The following is a 16,986-nucleotide window of genomic DNA, read 5'->3' as shown; positions in this document are numbered from 1 at the left end:
TGCGAGCCCGCCCGATCGTGGAAACAGTGGCTTCGAATCGACGTCGAGGCCACTGTTTCCCGGATCGAGCAAGGTCCTGTGGGGTTCGACCTCGGCAACCTTCAGGATCGCGGCCAGGGCCGTTTCTCGGCTGGGTGTGCCGCCGACGACCCCGTGCCCGTCCCGGCCCAGGTCACTCCACCCGGAGCCGGTAGCCGCGCTTGACCACCGTCTGCACCACCCGGGGGGCCTTCAGCCCGGCCCGCAGCCGGGCCACCGCCATCTCCACCGCGTGCTCGTCCGCGCCGCGCGGTAGGGTCCGCAGCAGGGCGGTGCGGGACAGCACCCGCCCCGGTGACGCGGCCAGCGCCCGCAGCACCGCCATCGGCGCCGGGGCGAGCGGGCGCAGCTCCCCGTCGACCACGGCCGCGTGCCCGCGCAGGGTCAGCAGGTGCCCGGCGGCCTTGATGCTGACCGTGCGGCGGGGCAGCTCGTCCACGATGGTCCTGACCAGAGCGCCGAGCCTGGCCCGGCTCGGCGCGCTAACCGGCACCCCCCGCCGGATCAGCGGTTCGGCGGTGACCGCGCCCACGCAACTGGCCAGCACGTCGCCGCGCAGCGCCTCCAGCACCGTCTCGGTGCGGTCCCCGGCGGCGCGCAGCAGCGCCTCGGCGGCCGGGGCGGAGGTGAAGGTGACCGCGTCCACCAGCCGGCCGGCGACCAGGTCGATCAGCCGGTGCAGCGGCGCGGGGTCGGTCGGCGGGGCCCACCGGTAGACCGGTACCTCGATGACGGTCGCGCCGGCGTCCTCCAGCGCGTTGGTGCACTCGGGCTGCCGGTCGCCGTGTAGCTGCATGGCGATCACCTGCCCGGCCACCCCGCGCCGCACCAGGTGCTCGACGACCTCCTCGCAGCTCTCCGAGTCCGGCGACCACTGGTCGTGCAGGCCGGCGGCGCGGATGGCGCCCCGCGCCTTGGGGCCCCGGGCCACCACGTACGCCTGCGACAGCACGCCGCGCAGCGGCTCCGCCAGCCCCCAGCCCTCGGCAGCCTCCAGCCAGCCGCGCATTCCGATGCCGGTGTTGGCCATCAGGACGTCCGGCTGGCGGGTCAGGCACTCCCGGGTCGCCTCGCGCAGGTCCGTGTCGTCGGTCAGCGGCACGATCCGCAGGGCCGGCGCGATGACCACCCGCGCGCCGCGCCGTTGCAACAGCGCGGCCAGCTCGTCGCGCCGGCGGTCAGCGGTGACCCCGATGGTGAAGCCGGCCAGTTCGTCGGCCATTCACCCCTCCCGTCTCAACCGCACCTCGACCATGCCGTCCCGGCAGCGTACGTCGTGCCGGAGCACCGCCACGCCGGGCAGGTCCAGGCAGGCGCCGGTGCGCAGGTCGTACACCTGCTTGTGTAGCGGGGAGGCGACCGTGGGCGTCCCGCCCCGGCTGCCCACGATGCCCCGCGACAGCACGTACGCGCCGCCGACCGGGTCGAGGTTGTCCAGGGCGAACAGCTCGTCGCCGGTGCGGAACAGGGCCACCTGCGCCCCGTCGACCAGGGCGGCCACGCCCCGCTCCGGCTCCAGCCGGTCCAGGGGGCAGACCGGGACCCAGTCGAGGGTGTCCGTCGCCGTTCCGCTCGTGAACGGGCCCGTCGCGATGCTCATCGCCGTACCTCCGGGAGGCCGAGGGTGACCGGTTGCCGGCGGCGGGCCGGTGCCTCGCCGTCGGGTGCCGCTGACGCCGTGACCGGCCGGGCCGGGCCGGCGGGAACCGGCTGGCCGCGTTCGATGGCGAAGGTGATCGAGGGGTCCGGCACGTCGGGCGCGTTGACGAAGGACGTGAACCGGCGCAGCCGTTCCGGGTCGTCGAGCACGTCGCGCCACTCGTCCGAGTACGCCGCCACGTGCCGGGCCATCTCCGCCTCCAGTTCGGCGCAGAGGCCGAGGGAGTCGTCCACGATGACCGCGCGGAGGTGGTCGAGCCCGCCCTCCATCGCCTCGATCCAGGCGGCGGTGCGCTGCAACCGGTCGGCCGTGCGGATGTAGTACATCAGGAACCGGTCGATCAGCGGGATCAGCTCCTCCGTCGCCAGGTCGGTGGCGAACAGGTCGGCGTGCCGGGGCCGGAAGCCGCCGTTGCCGCCAACGTAGAGGTTCCAGCCGGCGTCGGTGGCGATGATGCCGAAGTCCTTGCTGCGGGCCTCGGCACACTCCCGGGCGCAGCCGGACACCGCTGACTTGATCTTGTGGGGGGCGCGCAGCCCCCGGTAGCGCAGCTCCAGGGCCACGGCCAGCCCGACCGAGTCCTGCACCCCGTACCGACACCAGGTCTCGCCGACGCAGGACTTCACCGTGCGCAGCGCCTTGCCGTACGCGTGGCCGGATTCGAAGCCCGCGTCCACCAGCCGCCGCCAGATCTGCGGAAGCTGGTCCACCCGCGCCCCGAACAGGTCGATGCGCTGCCCGCCGGTGATCTTGGTGTAGAGCTTGAACTCCTGGGCCACCTGGCCGATCACGATCAGCTTCTCCGGGGTGATCTCCCCGCCGGGAATCCGGGGCACCACCGAGTAGCTGCCGTCGCGTTGCAGGTTCGCCAGGTACGCATCGTTGGTGTCCTGCAACGACGCCCGCTCGCCGTCGAGCACGTGCCCGGTGCCCAGCGAGGCGAGGATCGAGGCGACCACCGGCTTGCAGATGTCGCAGCCCCGGCCCCGCCCGTGCTCGGCGATCAGCCGGGAGAAGGTGCGGATGCCGCGTACCCGCACGACATCGAACAGCTCCTGCCGGCTGAGGTCGAAGTGCTCGCACAGCGCGGTGGACTGCTTCACCCCGGCCGCGTCGAGGAGCTGCTTGAGCATCGGCACGCACGATCCGCAGCTCGTCCCGGCCCGGGTGCACGCCTTCAGCGCCGGCACGTCCGCGCAGCCGCCGGCGATCGCCGCGTCGATGTCGTCGCGGGTCACCGCGTTGCACGAGCAGACCTGCGCGCTGCCGGGGAGCGCGCTGGCACCGGCCCCCGCCCCACCCGCCGGGGCAAGCAGCGCCAGCGGCGCGGCCGGCAGCGGCCCGCCGACGCTGGCCCGCAGCGTCGGGTAGGCGCTCGCGTCCCCGACCAGCACGCCGCCGAGCAGCGTCTTCGCGTCGTCGGAGAGAACCAGCTTCGCGTACGACCGGGTGGCCGGGTCGGTGAACGTCACGTCCAGGCTGCCCTCGGTGGTGCCGTGGGCGTCGCCGAACGACGCCACGTCCACGCCGAGCAGCTTCAACTTCGTCGCGGTGTCCGCGCCGGGGAACGTCGCCGCGCCGCCCAGCAGTCGGTCGGCCACCACCTCCGCCGTGGCGTACCCGGGGGCGACCAGCCCGTGGCAGACCCCGTCGACGGCCGCGCACTCGCCCACCGCCCAGATCCGCTCGTCGCCGGTGCGGCACGCCGCGTCCACCAGCACCCCGCCGCGCGGGCCCAGCTCAAGGCCGGCCGACCGGGCCAGCTCGTCGCGGGGCCGGATGCCCGCCGCCACCACGACCAGCTCGGCGTCGACGGTGCGACCGTCGGACAGCTCCAGGGCGGTCACCACGCCGTCGGGGCCGGGCCGCAGCGCGGTGGTCGCCACCCCGAGATGGGTGGACACCCCCAGCTCCTCGACGTAGCGGCGCAGCATCGCCCCGCCGGCCTCGTCGACCTGCACCGGCATCAGTCGGGGCGCGAACTCGATCACGTGGGTGGTCAGGCCGAGCAGGCGCAGCGCGTTCGCCGCCTCCAGGCCGAGCAGGCCGCCGCCGATCACCGCGCCGACGCTCCGGCCCCGGGCGTGCTCCCGGATCGCCTCCAGGTCGTCCAGGGTGCGGTAGACGAACACCCCGGGCAGGTCCCGGCCCGCCACCGGCGGCACGAACGGGTACGAGCCGGTTGCCAGCACGACCGCGTCGTACGGGTGCTCGCCGGTTGCCGTGACGACGACCCGGCGCTCCCGGTCGATGGCCGTGGCCGGCTCGCCCAAGCGCAGCTCGACCCCGTCGTCGGGGGTGTGCAGGTTCAGCTCCTCGGCGGACACCCCGTCGAAGAACGCCGACAGCCGCACCCGGTCGTATGCGGGCCGGCGCTCCTCGGCGAGCACCGTGACCTGCCAGCGGCGCTCGGTGTCCCGGGCGCGCAGCGCCTCGGTGAACCGCTGCCCCACCATGCCGTTGCCGATGACGATCACCCTGCCGCCGGTCACGGCGTCGCCTCCGCCGGTGCCCGGCCCTGTCGTGTCGCCGTTCATCACGCCACCTCCACGCGGTCGTGTCGCGTTCTCGGGCTGTCGTCGTTGACTAGGTCTGCCCCGGCCAGCGTCGGCGGGCCGCCGCCGGCCGGGTCCGTTCCGGCAAGCCCGGCCGGTTCGTCGGCCACCGGATCGACCTCGGCGAGCCAGCCGACGATGCCGGCGAGGGCGTCGCGGCACCCGCCGCAGCCCGTGCCGGCCCGGGTCGCCGCGGACATCGCCTCGACCGTCCGGCTGCCGGAGCGCCAGCAGCGCACCAGCGCGCCCTTGCTGACGTCGTTGCACTGACACACGGTCGCCGCGTCCGGCATCAGCGCCGGCGACGTCGCTGGCGCGGCCGGTGTGCCGCCGAGCGTCCGGCCGAGCAGCAGCGCCCGCCGGTCCGACGGCACCGGAGCGCCCCGGTCGAACAGCTGCACCACCGTGCCGATAGCGGGATTGTCGCCGAGCAGGATCGCCCCGGTCAGCCGCTCGTCGCGGATGCGCAGCCGGGCGTACGTGCCCCGGGCCGGGTCGGCGAAGGTCAGCTCCTCGACCGGCTCGTCGCCGGCCCGGTCGCCCTCGGCGGCGTCACCCATCGCGGCGAGGTCGATCCCGGCCGCCTTGAGCCGGGTGACCGCCGGCCGGGGCCGGTACGCCGCGTGCGGGTCCACGCCGCTGAGCAGCTGTGCCACCACCCGGGCCTGGGCCCAGGCCGGCGCGACCAGCCCGCTGGGCGTAGCACCGTGCTGGGCGCAGTCGCCGATCGCCGAGACGCGCGGGTCGCTGGTGCGCAGCCGGTCGTCGACGACGACGCCCCGCTCCACCGTGAGCCCCGCCGCGGCGGCGAGCGCGGTGTCGGGGCGTACCCCGCAGGAGAGCACCAGCAGGTCGGCGGTGAGCGACGAGCCGTCGGACAGGTCGAGTCGGACGCCGTGGGCGTCGGCGGTGAGCCCGGTCGCGGACGCCGCGAGGCGGGTGCGTACCCCGAGGCCGGCGAGCGTGCCGGCGAGCACCGCGCCGGCCGCCGGGTCGAGCTGCCGCTCCATCAGGTGCCCGGTCGGGTGGACCACCGTCACGTCCAACCCCCGGGCGGCGAGCCCCCGGGCCGCCTCCAGCCCGAGCAGGCCGCCGCCGAGCACCAGCGCGCGCCGGGCCCCCCGGACCATGGCCAGGATCCGCCGGCAGTCGTCCAGGGTGCGGAAGACGGCCACCCGGTCCGGCAGGGCCGCCGGGTCGAGCCCCGGCAGCGGCGGCACCATGGCCCGGCTGCCGGTGGCGAGCACCAGGTGGTCGTAGCCGACCCGGTCGCCGTCGTCGGTGAGCACCTCGCAGGCGGCCCGGTCGATCGCGGTCACCGCGACCCCGGTGCGGACGTCCACGCCGTGCCCGGCGGCCTCGGTCAGCTCCACGTCCGGCTCGTCGAGCTTCCCGGCCAGCAGGGTGGAGAGCATGATTCGGTTGTACGCCCGGTGCGGCTCCGCGCCGAGCACGGTGACCTTGCGGTCCCCGGGCTGGGCGTGCAGCTCGGCGGCGAGGCGCGCGCCGGCCATCCCATAGCCCACGATCACGACGGTGGTCATGCTTCAGCCCTCTCCACCCGTACGGCGCAGATCTTGAACTCCGGCATCCCCGAGACTGGGTCGAGGGCGTCGTTGGTGACCGAGTTGGCCCGCGAGGCTCCGCCCCAGTGGAACGGCGCGAAGACGGTGTCGGGGCGGATCGTCGGGGTGAGCCGGGCCGGGGCGCGCATCTCGCCGCGCCGCGAAGTGACCCGTACGTCCTCGCCGTCTTCGACGCCGAGCCGGGCGGCCAGGTCCGGGTGCAGCTCGACGAACGCCTCCGGGGCGGCCCGGCGCAGCGCCGCCACCCGGCGGGTCTGCGCGCCGGACTGGTACTGGGCGAGCACCCGGCCGGTGGTCATCCGCAGCGGATACTCGGCGCACACCTCCTCGGCGGCCGGCCGGTGGTCGACGGCGCGGAACCGGGCCCGCCCGTCGGGGGTGGGGAAGGTGTCGGTGAACAGGCGCGGGGTGTCCGGCGCGTCCGGGGCCGGGCAGGGCCAGAACACCCCGCCGGTGGCGTCGATCCGGTCGTACGTGACCCCGGCGTAGTCGGCGACCCCGCCGGCCGAGGCGCGGCGCAGCTCGTCGAAGACCTCGGCCGGGTCGTCGCAGAACCCCGTCTTCGTGCCGAGTCGGTCGGCCAGGTCGGCGAGGATCGCCAGGTCGGTCCGGACGCCCGGCGGGGGCGTGCGTACCGCGCGGCGGCGCAGCACCCGACCCTCGAGGTTGGTCATCGTGCCGTCCTCCTCGGCCCACTGGGCGGTGGGCAGCACCACGTCGGCCAGCTCGACGGTCTCGGAGCGCACCAGGTCGGCGACGACCAGCAGATCCAGGTCGCGCAGCCGGCCGGAGATCCGGGCCGCCCGGGGCGCCGACACCACCGGGTTGGAGCCGAAGACCAGCAGTGCCTTCGGGCCCGCCGGAGTGCCGAGGGAGTCGAGGAGCTGGTACGCCGGCACGCCCGGCCCGGGCAGCTCGTCCGCGGGCACCCCCCACACCCCGGCGACGTGCGCGCGGGCCGCCGGGTCGGCGATGCTGCGGTACCCGGGGAGCTGGTCGGCCTTCTGGCCGTGCTCCCGCCCGCCCTGACCGTTGCCCTGGCCGGTGAGGCAGCCGTACCCGGAGCCGGGCCGGCCGGGCAGGCCGAGCGCGAGCGCCAGGTTGATGAACGCGGTGACCGTGTCCACGCCCTTGGCGTGCTGCTCGGCACCCCGCGCGGTGAGGATGATCGCGCTGCGCGCCGTGGCCAGCGCCCGTGCGGTCGCCTCCAGGTCGGCCACCGGCACACCGGTCAGCCGCTCCACCTCGGCCGGCCAGTACCCGGCCACCGTCCGCCGAACCTCGTCGAAGCCCGTGGTCCGGTCGGCGACATACGCCCGGTCGAGCCAGCCCTCGGTGAGCGCGATGTGCAGCAACGCGTTGGCCACCGCGAGGTCGGTACCGGGCACCGGTTGCAGGTGCAGGTCGGCCTGCCGAGCGGTGGCGGTGGCCCGGGGGTCGACCACGATCAGCGTGCCGCCGGTGGCCTGCTGGTCGGCGACGTGGCGCATCAGCGGCGGCATGGTCTCGGCCGGGTTCGCCCCGACCAGCAGCAGGGTCTGCGCCCGGCCCAGGTCGGCCAGCGGGAAGGGCAGCCCCCGGTCGACGCCGAACGCGCGGTTCCCGGCCGCCGCCGCCGAGGACATGCACCAACGCCCGTTGTAGTCGATGTGCCGCGTGCGCAGCGCGACCCGGGCGAACTTGCCCAGCGCATACGCCTTCTCGTTGGTCAGCCCGCCGCCGCCGAAGACGGCGACCGCGTCGCGGCCGTGCCGGTCCTGGACGGCGCGGATGCCCCCGACGATCCGTTCCATGGCCTCGGCCCAGGACGCCGGGCGCAGCTCGCCGGTGCCGGCGTCGCGGACCAGCGGGGTGGTCAGCCGGTCGGGGTGGTCCAGCAGTTCGGCGGCCGTCCAGCCCTTCTGGCAGAGCCCGCCGCGGTTCGTGGGAAACTGTCGGGCCAGCACCTCGACCCGGCCGCCGGCCTCGCGCAGGGTCATGCCGCACTGAAGAGCGCAGTACGGGCAGTGCGTCGCCGCCTCAAGGGGGGAGTCCCCCGGGGCAGTCGCCGGCCGTGCACCGTCTGTCATGTCGGCAAAGCGTGCCGCCGGGGCGTTTCGGGTCAGCGTCTCGTTTGTTTCGGTCCTGTCAAGAGCGCCTCACACCGCGCCGGAGAAACGCGCTGGGCCTCCTGCTGAGCGTCAGTTCTCCGGCGCGGCGGTGGCCCTGGCCCGACGTCAGGTCGGTAGCCGCTCCGCGACGCGGGCTCCCCGGCCTTCCGTAGAAGGAGGCGATTTGTCCCCTTCGGCGGGCAGGCTTGGTGGGGATGACCCGCGGTCATACCGCGAGTAGGCTGAACCGCATGACCGCCAAGGTGACACTATCGTTCTCCGACGAGACGATCGAGGAGGCGCGCCGGTTCGCCAAGCGTGAGGGGCTGTCGCTCTCCGCCTGGATGGACCAGGCCGCCCGGGAGAAGGCGCTGCGCGAGGTCTTCACCGCGCACGCCGCCGCCGTCAACCGGGCCGGGCTCGACCTGGAGACCGCCGCCCTCGCCGACGACCGCGAGGTGGCGATGGTCGACGACGTGCTCTTCGGCGGGCGTCCAGGTGCTGCGTAGGGGAGAGGTCTGGCGGATCTCCGGCGCCCGGGAGCGGCTCGGGCTGGTGATCAGCTCCGACGTCTACAACTCCACCGACGTGCCCATCGTCATCGTGGCCGAGGTGGTCGAGGCGGCGCTGCTGCGCGACTCGCCGTTGGCCGTGCCGATGGGCGGGTACGTGGTGATGCCCGACCGGCTCTCCTCGCCCATGAAGAAGTGGTTCACCGAGTGCGTGGACGCGGCCGACACGGACACCATGCAGGGTGTCGCCCGCGCATTGCGTATCCTGCAACAGTTGTAACCCGCGCCGGGCCACCCGCCCAGCCGAGATTTCACCATTGTCCCGACCCGCCCTGTGCGGCGGCTGTTGCGTTGGCGACTTCCGCGACGAATCTTCCGGTAATCCCCGCCTTCTTAACTTGCTGGCGGAACCGCCCGTCGCCCGCCCTGCGGCGCCTGGGCGGCGTGGACGTCAGCGCCCGGCCGGGAGGAGACAGCAAATGACCAGCACGGTGGCCGAGACCGAACCCACAGGTGAGATCGACCTGAAAGAACGGCCCGGTCGGTGGATCGGGCATTGGGACCCGGAGGACCAGGGCTTCTGGCGGGCCGTTGGCAGCCGGATCGCCCGCCGGAATCTCATCTACTCGATCTTCGCCGAGCACATCGGCTTCTCGGTCTGGTTGCTGTGGAGCATCGTCGTCGTCCGGCTCGACGACGTTGGCTGGCAGCTCACCACCAGCCAGACGCTGTGGCTGACCGCCGTGCCCAGCGGCGTGGGCGCGCTGCTGCGGCTGCCGTACACCTTCGCGGTGCCGATCTTCGGCGGGCGGAACTGGACAATCGTCTCCGCGCTGCTGCTGATTTTGCCCAGCGTCGGCCTGGCCTGGGCGGTCGAGAACCCGCAGATCGGGTACGTGCCGTTGCTGCTGATCGCCGCCACCGCCGGCTTCGGCGGCGGCAACTTCGCCTCCAGCATGGCCAACATCTCATTCTTCTACCCGGAGCGGGAGAAGGGCTGGGCGCTGGGCCTCAACGCGGCCGGCGGCAACATCGGCGTCGCGGTGGTGCAGTTCCTGGTGCCCCAGGTGATCGTGTTCGGCGGCGGGCTCGCGCTCTCCCGGGCCGGCCTGATGTACATCCCGCTCGCCGTCGCCGCGGCGGTCTGCGCGTACCTGTTCATGGACAACCTGGCCGAGGCGAAGGCGGACGTGAAGCCGGTCTGGTCCTCACTGCGGCACGCCGACACCTGGATCATGTCGTTGCTGTACATCGGCACCTTCGGCTCGTTCATCGGCTACTCGGCCGCGTTCCCCACCCTGCTCAACTCGGTGTTCGGCCGGCCCGACATCGCGCTGAGCTGGGCGTTCATCGGTGCCGGCATCGGCTCGTTCTTCCGCCCGCTGGGCGGGCGGCTGGCCGACTTCGTGGGCGGCGCCCGGGTCACCATCGGCAGCTTCGTGCTGATGGCGGTCGGCGCGTTCGGGGCGCTCTGGTCGGTTGAGGAGCGCAGCCTGGGCGTCTTCTTCGCCTCCTTCATGCTGTTGTTCGTGGCGACCGGGATCGGCAACGGGTCGACGTACCGGATGATCTCGAAGATCTTCCGGGTCAAGGGGGAGGACATGGGCGGCTCCCCGGAGACCATGCTGTCCATGCGGCGGCAGGCGGCCGGGGCGCTGGGCATCATCTCCTCGGTCGGCGCGTTCGGCGGCTTCCTCGTCCCGATCTGCTACGCCTGGGCGAAGTCGAACTACGGCGGCATCCAGCCGGCGCTGCGTTTCTACGTCGGCTTCTTCCTGGTGCTGCTGGTGGTCACCTGGGTCGCGTACGTGCGGCCCGGCTCCCGGATGGCCCGCGCCGGGGTGTGACCCTGGTCATGATCGAAACGGGGGGCCGCGCCGAGGGGCCCCCCGTTTTGACCTGCCGACCCGCCCCCGGGTATCGTTGCCTGCTGTTGTACGACATCCAGAGGCGTGCCGCATCAGGTACGCTTGGTCGTTCGTGCGCGCTGGCCCGGCCGGGATGCCCTGGTCACCTCGGCGCGCGACCCCAGACCGACGACGAGACAAGGTAGACCTGTGCGTACGTACAGCCCGAAGCCGGGTGAGATCGAGCGTCAGTGGCACGTCATCGACGCCTCTGATGTCGTGCTGGGCCGCCTCGCGACCCACGCCGCCACGCTCCTGCGTGGCAAGCACAAGCCGACTTTCGCGCCGCACGTCGACACGGGCGACTTCGTCGTCGTCGTGAACGCGGGCAAGGTCGCGCTGACCGGTAACAAGCGCCAGCAGAAGGTCGCTTACCGCCACTCCGGTTACCCGGGCGGCCTCAAGCAGGTCGGCTACGAGGAGCTGCTCAGCAAGCGTCCCGAGCGGGCCATCGAGCTGGCCGTGAAGGGGATGCTCCCGCACAACAAGCTCGGCCGTCAGCTCATCAAGAAGCTGAAGGTCTACGCCGGTGCCGAGCACCCGCACGGCGCACAGCAGCCGGCGCCGTTCGAGATCAAGCAGATCGCGCAGTGAGCGCGGGCGAAGGAAACAGCATGACCGACATCACCGAGACCGAGGTTGCCCCCGAGGCCGCCGAGGCGCCGGCGCCCGTCGTCCGCGCGCCCCGTGGCGACCGGCCGATTCAGACCGTGGGTCGCCGCAAGGAGGCCATCGTCCGGGTGCGTATCGTGCCCGGCAGCGGCAAGATCACCTGCAACGGCCGCGACCTCGAGGCCTACTTCCCGAGCAAGGTGCACCAGCAGCTCATCAAGGACCCGCTGGTGACCGCCGAGAAGCCCGAGGCGTTCGACGTCATCGCCAACCTGCGCGGTGGCGGCACCACCGGCCAGGCCGGTGCGCTGCGGCTCGCCATCGCCCGGGCGCTGATCGTCAACGAGCCCGACGACCGTCCGGCCCTGAAGAAGGCCGGCTTCCTGACCCGTGACGCCCGGGTCAAGGAGAGCAAGAAGTACGGCCTCAAGAAGGCCCGCAAGGCTCCCCAGTACTCGAAGCGCTGACCAACAGCTTCACGTTGTACTTCTGACGAACGGCCGGGTCCGCCTCCCCTCCACGGGAGGTGGCCCGGCCGTTTCGCTTTCTCTGTTGCACCATTTCATCGGAGGTTGGCGGGTATGGGCCGGTTGTTCGGCACGGACGGCGTACGCGGACGCGCGAACGCGGATCTCACCCCGGAGCTCGCGCTCGCGGTGGCGGTGGCCGCCGCCCACACACTGGCCGAGACGGACCGGAGTCATCCGCCGCTGGCCGTGGTCGGCCGGGACACCCGGGCCAGCGGCGAGATGCTGGAGGCGGCCGTGGTGGCCGGCCTCACCAGCGCCGGCGCCAACGTCGTCCGGGTCGGAGTGCTGCCCACCCCCGCCGTGGCGTTCCTCACCGCCGAGGCCAAGGCCGACCTGGGCGTGATGCTCTCCGCCTCGCACAACCCCATGCCCGACAACGGGATCAAGCTCTTCGCCGCCGGCGGCCACAAGCTGCCCGACGAGATCGAGGCGCGGATCGAGGCGGCCGTCGAGGCGAACGCCGTCACCGCGTGGGACCGGCCGACCGGTGCCGGGGTGGGGCGGGTGCACGACCTGCTCGACGGCGCGGACCACTACGTGCAACACCTCGTCGGCACGGTGCCGCACCGCCTTGACGGGATCAAGGTCGTGGTCGACTGCGCCAACGGTGCGGCGGCCGAGGTCGCGCCGGTGGCGTATCGGGAGGCGGGGGCCGAGGTCGTCGCCATCCACGCCGAGCCGGACGGGCTGAACATCAACGACGACTGCGGCTCCAACCACATCGACACGCTGCGCGAGGCCGTGGTCGAGCACGGCGCGCACCTGGGCATCGCCCACGACGGCGACGCGGACCGGTGCGTGGCGGTCACCGCCGACGGGGTCGAGGTCGACGGCGACCAGGTGATGGCGATCCTCGCCGTGGCCATGCGGGAGGCCGGCGCGCTCACCGACGACACCCTCGTCGCCACGGTGATGAGCAACCTCGGCCTGCGGCTGGCCATGTCCGCGCAGGGCATCCGGCTGATCGAGACCAAGGTCGGCGACCGGTACGTGCTGGAGGAGCTGCGCGGCTCCGGTCTCGCCCTCGGCGGCGAGCAGAGCGGGCACATCGTCATGCCGGCGTACGCGACCACGGGCGACGGGGTGCTCACCGGGCTGCACCTGATGGCCCGGATGGCCGCCACCGGCCGCTCCCTCGCGGACCTGGCCGCCGTGGTGACCAAGCTGCCCCAGGTGCTGATCAACGTGCCGGTCGGGGACCGGTCGGTGGGGGCCGCCGCGCCGGCCGTGCGGGCCGAGGTCGAGCTGGCCGAGGCGGAACTGGGCGAAACCGGCCGGGTGCTGCTGCGCCCCTCGGGCACCGAGCCCCTGGTCCGGGTGATGGTCGAGGCGGCCACCGAGCGCGCCGCCCGCGAGGTCGCCGAGCGCATCGCCGAGCAGGTCCGCGCCGCCAGCCCCACCTGCTGAACCGGTCCGCGCCCCCTGGCCGCGCCCCGCCCCGCTCGGGACGGGGTCAGGCCAGGCGGCGCAGCCGGGCGACCGCCTCGGTGAGCACCTGCGGACGCTTGCAGAACGCGAACCGGACCAGCCGCCGGCCCGCCTCGGCGTTGTCGTAGAACACCTGCGTCGGCACGGCGACCACCCCGCACCGCTGCGGCAGCGACCGGCAGAACTCGACCCCGTCCCGCCCGCCCAGCGGGCCGACGTCGGCCGTGACGAAGTACGTCCCCTCGGGCGTGAGAACGCCGAAGCCGGCGTCGGTCAGGCCGGCGACCAACTGGTCCCGGCGGGCCCGCATGCCGGCCGCGAACTCCGCGAAGTACGCGTCCGGCAGGGCGAGGGCCACCGCCACGGCCGGCTGCAACGGCGCGCCGTTGACGAAGGTGAGGAACTGCTTGACCCGCAGCACCGCGGAGACGAGCGGGGCGGGACCGCTGACCCAGCCGACCTTCCACCCGGTGCAGGAGAACGTCTTGCCGGCCGACGAGATCCGCAGCGTACGACCGCGCATCCCGGGCAGGGTGGCCAGCGGCACGTGCGGTGCGCCGGCGTCGGCGAAGACCAGGTGCTCGTACACCTCGTCGGTCACCGCGTACGCGCCGTGCTCGCGGCACAGCTCGGCGACCAGGGCCAACTCGTCGCGGGTGAAGACCTTGCCCGTCGGGTTGTGCGGCGAGTTCAGCAGGACCAGCCGCGTGCGCGGCCCGAACGCGGCACGCAGCGCCTCCGGGTCGAAGGCGTACCGGTCGTCCGCGCCGGGCCGCAGCGTCACCGGCCGGCGTACCGCGCCGGCGAGAGCGATCGAGGCGGCGTACGAGTCGTAGTACGGCTCGAAGCAGACCACCTCGTCGCCCGGCTCGCAGAGGGCGAGGATGCTCGCGGCGATCGCCTCGGTTGCCCCGGCGGTGACGACGATCTCGCCGTCCGGGTCGTACTCCAGGCCCCAGAACCGGCGCTGGTGGTCGGCGACGGCGGCGCGCAGCGCGGGGATGCCCGGACCCGGCGGGTACTGGTTCTGGCCGCCGCGCAGCGCCTCGACCGCCGCGGCGAGCATCTCGGGTGGCCCGTCGGTGTCCGGGAAGCCCTGGCCGAGGTTGACCGCGCCGGTCCGGACGGCCAGGGCGGACATCTCGGCGAAGATGGTCGTCCCGAACGGCCGCATCCGGGCCACCAGCGGGTCGACATCGGCTGGCGTCGTCGTCACCTGCGCCAGCCTACGGGTCGAGGGTCCGGGTGCAAGACCGTGCACATCCGTCGCAGCCGACCCACCACCAGCGCCCGGCCTCGGCGACCCATCGCCCGTCGACGTGAGCCCATGGTGGCCCGGTGCTCACGATTCGTGCCCGGAGCGCCCCGGCTCGCCGATTCGCTCAGGCTCGATGCTTGTTTACCCGGCTTTCGCGCACGCGTAGTGAGCGAAACTGGGCTAGGCTGCGGGTCATGTGTGGAATCGTGGGGTACGCCGGCTCGCGCCCGGCGCTCGGCATCGTGCTCGACGGCTTGCGCCGCCTGGAGTACCGGGGCTACGACTCGGCCGGGGTGGCCGTCGTCTGCGAGGACGAGCTGCTGATCGAGAAGAAGGCGGGCAAGCTGGCCAACCTGGAGAAGGTGCTGGCCGAGCGGGCCGCGTCGGACCCGGAAGCCTGCGCCGCCAGCCCGATCGGCATCGGTGACGGCACCACCGGCATCGGGCACACCCGCTGGGCCACCCACGGCGGCCCCACCGACCGCAACGCCCACCCCCACCTGGCCCCCGACGGCCGGGTCGCCGTGATCCACAACGGCATCATCGAGAACTTCGCCAAGCTCCGCGCCGAGCTGGAGGACGCCGGCGTCCTGTTCAACAGCGACACCGACACCGAGTGCGCCGCGCACCTGCTCTCCGCCGCGCTGGCCGACCTGCGCGCGGCCGGCGAGCCGGACGGCCCGCAGCTGCTCGCCGCCGCGATGCGCGCGGTCTGCCAGCGCCTCGAAGGCGCGTTCACGCTGCTCGCCGTCGACGCGGGGGTGCCCGGCGCGGTGGTCGGCGCCCGGCGCAACTCGCCGCTGGTGGTCGGCCGGGGCGACGGCGAGAACTATCTCGCCAGCGACGTCGCCGCGTTCATCGAACACACCCGCGACGCGGTCGAGCTCGGCCAGGACCAGATCGTCCTGATCACGGCCGACTCGATCGAGATCACCGACTTCGCCGGGTTGCCGGCCACGGGCAAGGACTTCCACATCGACTGGGACTCCTCGGCCGCCGAGAAGGGCGGCTACGACTGGTTCATGCTCAAGGAGATCGAGGAGCAGCCGCAGGCGGTCGCCGACACCCTGCTCGGCCGGCTCACCGACAGCGGCGAGATCATGCTCGACGAGGTACGCCTCAGTGACCAGGACCTACGCGACGTCGACAAGATCTTCATCGTCGCCTGCGGGACCGCGTACCACTCCGGCCTCGTGGCCAAGTACGCCATCGAGCACTGGACCCGGATCCCCTGCGAGGTGGAGCTGGCCAGCGAGTTCCGCTACCGCGACCCCGTCCTCGACCGGTCGACGCTGATCATCGTGATCTCCCAGTCCGGCGAGACGATGGACACGCTGATGGCGCTGCGGCACGCCAAGGAGCAGAAGGCCCGGGTGCTCGCCATCTGCAACACCAACGGCTCGACGATCCCGCGCGAGTCCGACGCCGTCCTCTACACCCACGGCGGGCCGGAGATCGCGGTCGCCTCCACCAAGGCGTTCCTCACCCAGCTCGTCGCCTGCTACCTCATCGGCCTGCACCTCGCCCAGGTGCGCGGGATCAAGTTCGCCGACGAGGTGGCCGCCGTGGTGGACCAGCTCCACCAGATGCCCGGCAAGCTGCGTGAGCTGCTGGACCGGATCGAGCCGGTGCGGGAGCTGGCCCGCGAGATCAGGGCCGAGCCGACCGTGCTCTTCATCGGCCGGCACGTCGGCTACCCGGTCGCACTGGAGGGCGCGCTCAAGCTCAAGGAGCTGGCGTACATGCACGCCGAGGGCTTCGCCGCCGGCGAGCTCAAGCACGGCCCGATCGCGCTCATCGACGAGGGCACCCCGGTGATCTGCATCGTGCCGTCGCCGGTCGGCCGGGGCATGCTGCACGACAAGGTCGTCTCCAACATCCAGGAGGTGCGGGCCCGGGGCGCCCGCACCATCGTGATCGCCGAGGAGGGCGACGAGGCGGTGGTCCGCTACGCCGACCACCTGATCCGGGTGCCGCGTACGCCGACGCTGCTCGCGCCCCTGGTGACCACCGTGCCGTTGCAGGTGCTCGCGGCGGAGATCGCGGCGGCCCGGGGCCACGACGTCGACCAGCCCCGCAACCTTGCCAAGTCCGTCACCGTGGAGTAGCCCACGGCGGCCACCGGCCCTCCGCTCCGCCACGGCTCGCCGGCCGTCCCACCCTGCGACGGCCGGCGGGAGGAAGCCGGGTCACCGGCCCAGCACCACGCGGGCCATGCCGTCCAGTGCCGGGTTGGCCGGGTCCCAGTAGCCGGTGTGGCCGTACCGGCCGCTGGGGAAGGTGCGCCCGCCGAAACCCGGGTCGGCCGGATCGTGACCGAACCACAGCGCGTGGTCGTCGCGGCCGGTCAGCACGGCGGCCAACGGGCTGAGCCCACGCAGGACGCGCCGGGGCAGCTCGTCGGCGGCGGGGGCCAGCCGGATCCCGTCGTCGGGCGCCGTGCTCGCCCAGACCTCGCCGACGGGCAGGCCCAGCCCGTCCGCCCGGTCCACGCCGACGCCGGGTGAGCCCACGAAGACCAGCGCGTCGGCGGCGAGACCGTGGTCGCGGGCGGCGGTGCCCACGACCAGCGAACCGTAGCTGTGCCCGAGCACCGTCTGCCGGGCCGGCGGGCCATCGTGGGTCGCCCGCAGCCCCTCCTGGAACCGGTGCAGCGCCGGGCCGGCGTCGCGGGCCTGGTGGGGCAGGACGGCCTCGTGCAGGAAGTCCGGCGCGTCGTAGTCCAGCCAGAGCACCGCCGCGGTGGATCCCGTCGGGTCCAGCGCCGCGCAGCGGGCCTGTACCCGGGCGGCCCTGCCCAGCTCACCGG

At 73.4% G+C, this 16,986-nt stretch carries 14 protein-coding genes; 7 read left to right on the top strand and 7 right to left on the bottom strand.

Going from position 1 to position 16,986, the window contains the following annotated elements:
* Positions 1 to 172: 172 nt before the first annotated feature.
* The 5 genes from MCAG_RS10710 to MCAG_RS10690 are packed head-to-tail and all read right to left on the bottom strand — an operon-like array spanning position 173 to position 7,909.
* Positions 173 to 1,261 carry a uroporphyrinogen-III synthase gene (locus tag MCAG_RS10710; RefSeq protein ID WP_007072981.1) on the bottom strand — a complete coding sequence of 363 codons (1,089 nt, stop codon included), beginning with the start codon at positions 1,259 to 1,261 and terminating at the stop codon, positions 173 to 175.
* Positions 1,262 to 1,639 carry a nitrite reductase small subunit NirD gene (gene nirD, locus MCAG_RS10705; protein ID WP_007072980.1) on the bottom strand — a complete coding sequence of 126 codons (378 nt, stop codon included), beginning with the start codon at positions 1,637 to 1,639 and terminating at the stop codon, positions 1,262 to 1,264. It lies immediately after the preceding gene.
* Entirely contained in the window at positions 1,636 to 4,236 is a 2,601-nt protein-coding gene (nirB, locus tag MCAG_RS10700) for a nitrite reductase large subunit NirB (RefSeq protein ID WP_007072979.1), read from the bottom strand. The genes nirD and nirB overlap by 4 nt, the downstream gene beginning before the upstream one ends.
* Positions 4,236 to 5,798 (bottom strand): FAD-dependent oxidoreductase, encoded by a 1,563-nt coding sequence (locus tag MCAG_RS10695; protein ID WP_007072978.1) that lies wholly within the window; start codon positions 5,796 to 5,798, stop codon positions 4,236 to 4,238. Before MCAG_RS10695 ends, nirB begins: the two co-directional genes overlap by 1 nt.
* A complete protein-coding gene (locus MCAG_RS10690; protein WP_050777927.1) occupies positions 5,795 to 7,909 on the bottom strand; it encodes a molybdopterin oxidoreductase family protein in 2,115 nt (704 codons plus the stop codon). The genes MCAG_RS10695 and MCAG_RS10690 overlap by 4 nt, the downstream gene beginning before the upstream one ends.
* Positions 7,910 to 8,181: 272 nt before the next feature.
* Here MCAG_RS10690 and MCAG_RS10685 point away from each other — a divergent pair, with 272 nt between their 5' ends.
* The 6 genes from MCAG_RS10685 (at position 8,182) to glmM (ending at position 12,898) form a co-directional block, all read left to right on the top strand.
* Positions 8,182 to 8,439: a DUF6364 family protein gene (locus MCAG_RS10685; protein ID WP_036373069.1), complete on the top strand. Its 258-nt coding sequence runs from the start codon at positions 8,182 to 8,184 to the stop codon at positions 8,437 to 8,439.
* Positions 8,429 to 8,722, top strand: a complete 294-nt coding sequence (locus MCAG_RS10680; RefSeq protein WP_007072975.1) for a type II toxin-antitoxin system PemK/MazF family toxin — start codon at positions 8,429 to 8,431, stop codon at positions 8,720 to 8,722. Before MCAG_RS10685 ends, MCAG_RS10680 begins: the two co-directional genes overlap by 11 nt.
* A gap of 199 nt (positions 8,723 to 8,921) precedes the next feature.
* Complete coding sequence (locus tag MCAG_RS10675) at positions 8,922 to 10,289, top strand: MFS transporter (RefSeq protein WP_007072974.1); 1,368 nt, start codon at positions 8,922 to 8,924, stop codon at positions 10,287 to 10,289.
* A gap of 210 nt (positions 10,290 to 10,499) precedes the next feature.
* The gene (rplM, locus tag MCAG_RS10670; protein ID WP_007072973.1) at positions 10,500 to 10,943 is read left to right on the top strand and encodes a 50S ribosomal protein L13; all 444 of its coding nucleotides are present in this window, start codon (positions 10,500 to 10,502) and stop codon (positions 10,941 to 10,943) included.
* Positions 10,944 to 10,963: 20 nt separating this feature from the next.
* Positions 10,964 to 11,428: a 30S ribosomal protein S9 gene (gene rpsI, locus MCAG_RS10665; RefSeq protein WP_007072972.1), complete on the top strand. Its 465-nt coding sequence runs from the start codon at positions 10,964 to 10,966 to the stop codon at positions 11,426 to 11,428.
* Positions 11,429 to 11,542: 114 nt separating this feature from the next.
* Positions 11,543 to 12,898, top strand: coding sequence for a phosphoglucosamine mutase (gene glmM, locus MCAG_RS10660; protein WP_007072971.1), 1,356 nt, complete (start codon positions 11,543 to 11,545; stop codon positions 12,896 to 12,898).
* Between the two features lie 46 nt (positions 12,899 to 12,944).
* Here the strand turns inward: glmM and MCAG_RS10655 are convergent, their stop codons facing one another.
* Positions 12,945 to 14,135 (bottom strand): pyridoxal phosphate-dependent aminotransferase, encoded by a 1,191-nt coding sequence (locus tag MCAG_RS10655; protein ID WP_036373067.1) that lies wholly within the window; start codon positions 14,133 to 14,135, stop codon positions 12,945 to 12,947.
* A gap of 236 nt (positions 14,136 to 14,371) precedes the next feature.
* Here MCAG_RS10655 and glmS point away from each other — a divergent pair, with 236 nt between their 5' ends.
* Positions 14,372 to 16,285: a glutamine--fructose-6-phosphate transaminase (isomerizing) gene (gene glmS, locus MCAG_RS10650; protein WP_036373065.1), complete on the top strand. Its 1,914-nt coding sequence runs from the start codon at positions 14,372 to 14,374 to the stop codon at positions 16,283 to 16,285.
* A gap of 81 nt (positions 16,286 to 16,366) precedes the next feature.
* On the opposite strand, the gene MCAG_RS10645 is transcribed toward glmS, so the two are convergent.
* Positions 16,367 to 16,986: alpha/beta hydrolase (locus MCAG_RS10645; RefSeq protein ID WP_232290132.1), on the bottom strand; the 620-nt coding region annotated here is incomplete at its 5' end.

It is taken from the genome of Micromonospora sp. ATCC 39149, assembly GCF_000158815.1.
In the GTDB taxonomy this organism is placed as follows: domain Bacteria; phylum Actinomycetota; class Actinomycetes; order Mycobacteriales; family Micromonosporaceae; genus Micromonospora.
Note: the sequence above shows the minus strand (reverse complement) of the source record. Positions and strands in the feature narration are given on the sequence as shown.

Bases quoted from the DNA above. Each gene is read 5' to 3' on its own strand.
- MCAG_RS10710 (WP_007072981.1), bottom strand. From the start codon at position 1,261: ATGGCCGACGAACTGGCCGGCTTCACCATCGGGGTCACCGCTGACCGC.
- nirD (WP_007072980.1), bottom strand. From the start codon at position 1,639: ATGAGCATCGCGACGGGCCCGTTCACGAGCGGAACGGCGACGGACACC.
- nirB (WP_007072979.1), bottom strand. From the start codon at position 4,236: ATGAACGGCGACACGACAGGGCCGGGCACCGGCGGAGGCGACGCCGTG.
- MCAG_RS10695 (WP_007072978.1), bottom strand. From the start codon at position 5,798: ATGACCACCGTCGTGATCGTGGGCTATGGGATGGCCGGCGCGCGCCTC.
- MCAG_RS10690 (WP_050777927.1), bottom strand. From the start codon at position 7,909: ATGACAGACGGTGCACGGCCGGCGACTGCCCCGGGGGACTCCCCCCTT.
- MCAG_RS10685 (WP_036373069.1), top strand. From the start codon at position 8,182: ATGACCGCCAAGGTGACACTATCGTTCTCCGACGAGACGATCGAGGAG.
- MCAG_RS10675 (WP_007072974.1), top strand. From the start codon at position 8,922: ATGACCAGCACGGTGGCCGAGACCGAACCCACAGGTGAGATCGACCTG.
- rpsI (WP_007072972.1), top strand. From the start codon at position 10,964: ATGACCGACATCACCGAGACCGAGGTTGCCCCCGAGGCCGCCGAGGCG.
- glmM (WP_007072971.1), top strand. From the start codon at position 11,543: ATGGGCCGGTTGTTCGGCACGGACGGCGTACGCGGACGCGCGAACGCG.
- glmS (WP_036373065.1), top strand. From the start codon at position 14,372: ATGTGTGGAATCGTGGGGTACGCCGGCTCGCGCCCGGCGCTCGGCATC.